This window comes from Sinorhizobium sp. P24N7 (genome assembly GCF_042436655.1).
GTDB classification, from domain to species: Bacteria; Pseudomonadota; Alphaproteobacteria; order Rhizobiales; family Rhizobiaceae; genus Sinorhizobium; species Sinorhizobium meliloti_A.
Window position 1 is genome coordinate 1 of record NZ_JBHMIW010000039.1, and the last position, 2,470, is coordinate 2,470.

General features: G+C 59.9%; 3 protein-coding genes. All 3 read right to left on the reverse strand.

Features of this window, described 5'->3' with window-relative positions:
- A partial coding sequence (locus ACFHWW_RS33675) for an IS66-like element ISRm2 family transposase (protein ID WP_379943666.1) occupies window positions 1-1,541 on the reverse strand: 1,541 nt, incomplete at its 3' end.
- Between the two features lie 54 nt (window positions 1,542-1,595).
- Window positions 1,596-1,949, reverse strand: a complete 354-nt coding sequence (gene tnpB / locus ACFHWW_RS33680) for an IS66 family insertion sequence element accessory protein TnpB (protein ID WP_379943668.1) — start codon at window positions 1,947-1,949, stop codon at window positions 1,596-1,598.
- A complete protein-coding gene (gene tnpA / locus ACFHWW_RS33685; protein WP_015061474.1) occupies window positions 1,930-2,388 on the reverse strand; it encodes an IS66-like element accessory protein TnpA in 459 nt (152 codons plus the stop codon). Before tnpA ends, tnpB begins: the two co-directional genes overlap by 20 nt.
- Window positions 2,389-2,470 lie beyond the last annotated feature (82 nt).

The following is a 2,470-nucleotide window of genomic DNA, read 5'->3' on the forward strand; positions in this document are numbered from 1 at the left end:
GTATCTGTTGCGCGCTGTGGCAATTCACTAAGCACGTGGCGCAAGTAGGCCAAGGGCTCGACGCCGCAGGCGCGACAGGTCAGCATGATGCTGTAGACGACAGCACTGGCCCTGGCTCCGTCCACGGTATCGCTGAACAGCCAGGATTTTCTTCCAGTGGCAAAAATCCTGATATCGCGTTCGAGAAGGTTGTTGTCGATCGACATCCTGCCGTCTTCGGTGTAGCGCGTCAGGTATTCCCACTGGTTCAGGGTGTAGGATACGGCGTCGCCGATCTTGCTATCGGGCAAGACCTTCGGCGCGATGTCATCGAGCCATGCCTTGAGAGCGATCAGGATGGGGACGCTGTGTTGCTGGCGGAAACGGCGGATGCAGTCGGCTTGCGTTTCGCCAACTTCCGGCTTTTCGTTCTTGGCTTGGCTTTCAATCCGGTAGAGCTGCTCGAAGAACTTCAGCGCCTGCTCCGGCGGTCCGCCGCCTTTCTTCCTTGTCTTCAGAGCATCGATGAAGCGACGCCTCGAATGGGCCATACACCCAATATGGGTCGCTCCTGCCAGAGTGCGCCAGGCGGTGTAACCATCGCTCATCAATATGCCGCGGTAGTCGCCGAGGAAGGCCTGCGGATAAATCTGGCCGCGGCCGGGTTGATAATCGAGCAGCACGATCGGCTCGCCGCTGTCTTCACCGCTCCTGTATGCCCACATGAAGGATGTGCTGGTGGCCTCCCTGTCCTTTTCCTTCAGCACCTGGACCGTTGTCTCGTCACCATGGATCAGCGGTTGTGAACGAAGCCGGAGCTTCAGCGCGTCATAGATGCGAGAGAGATGCCTCTCGCTCGAGCCGATCACCCAGTGACCCAAAGCACCGCGGCTGACGGGAACGCCGGCGCGCTCGAAGGCCTGGGCCAGACGGTAGAGCGGCGTGCCGTCGACGTATTTGTGGACCAGTGCAAATGCCAGCGTCGAGGCCGTGGCGATGCTGCCCGGCAAGGGCTGCGCGGGCATTGGCGCGAGAACGACAGGCGTGTTGATGCCGGTCCGGTCGCAATGGCGGCAGGCGTACTTGAACCGCACATTCTGCAGGACCTTGGCCTTCACCTCGATATGGAGCTGCTCGGTGACGGCCTCACCCATGCGATGCATCTGATGACGGCAGCAAGGGCAGGCCTTCTGGTCGTCGGCAAGGTCATACTCGACACGCTCGCGCGGCAGGTGTTCCGGCAGGGGCTTGCGGCCACGCTTCTTGCCCTCCGGTTTCTCGATCGTCGCAAAACCGGTTTCCGGCAGGTCGACGACCTCGTCATCTTCTCCGCTGGCCTCGTCTTCATCGGCAACCTGCTCGGCTTCATCGAAGAGGCGGTCCACATGCTTTTCGCTCTTCGGCGCAAAACGATGCAGCCGCGCCAGCTCCAACTCTTCCTCGAGCTTGACCACGCGGGCGCTGAGCGCTTCTTTCTCGGCTTTCAGCGCGGCGATTTCGGCAGCATTTGCCGCCAACTGCGCCATCAGTTCTGCAACGCTTGGTTCGCCGGATCGAGTCATCGTAGTTTTGAATCTGAACCGCACCACCGCGTCAACCGCAGAAGTTCAGAGCCGTCAGCCGGCGATCTGATATTGCCGCACAGGGTGGCGCACCATGGCGTCGATATCGATGCCGTCGAGAATCCAGTGAAGCTGCTCAGTCGAAAGCGTCACCACCGCCGCCTCCCGGCGTGGCCATCTGAACCGATCTTCGGTCAATCGCTTCAGGACCATCACAAAACCGGACCGATCGAAGAACAGGAGCTTCAAACGGTCACGGCGGCGATTGCAAAAGGCAAAGACCGCAGGCGCAAACGGGTCGAGCTCCATCGTCTCCTGCACCAGGACCGCAAGGCTGTTGATGCCGGCGCGGAAGTCGATCGGTTCGCGGTGCAGGTAGACCTTGAGATCAGCGCCCAGTCTGAACATGGCCCAATGCTCCAATGACAGCCGTCAACGCATCCACATCCCTGCATTCCAGCGAAAGCTTCACGCCGTTTGGCAGCAACGCGCTGATTTTCGATAAACCTGACGGATGGCCCGTCTTCTCCAGTGATGCTCGTTGTTCTTCATCACACGTGACCGACATATCCAGCGAGCAGGTCCCGACAGGCAGGCTGCCGTCTGCTGCCACGACCGGGATAAACGCCGATCGTGGAGATACCGCCAGGGAGCCAGACTCCCTGGCCTCCTTGACCCACTTGCGCAGTAGGTTGGCATTGATCCCATGCGAAAGCGCAAGGCCGGATATCGACACACCAGGTTCAAGGCAGGCCGCAACAAGCCGCGCCTTTGATCCTGGATCGTAGCGGCGTCGACCATCGCGCCCCACATGCCGCACACGCAGTTTCTGCTCTTCGTCACTCATATTTGGTGTCCACCTATTTTAAGTGGACACTTCATGCGGCAGAGGCATCAACGAGAAAAGGCGCATGGAAATGAGCGCTTAC

Coding starts and splice junctions, on each gene's coding strand:
- tnpB (WP_379943668.1), bottom strand. CDS start 1,949: ATGTTCAGACTGGGCGCTGATCTCAAGGTCTACCTGCACCGCGAACCG.
- tnpA (WP_015061474.1), bottom strand. CDS start 2,388: ATGAGTGACGAAGAGCAGAAACTGCGTGTGCGGCATGTGGGGCGCGAT.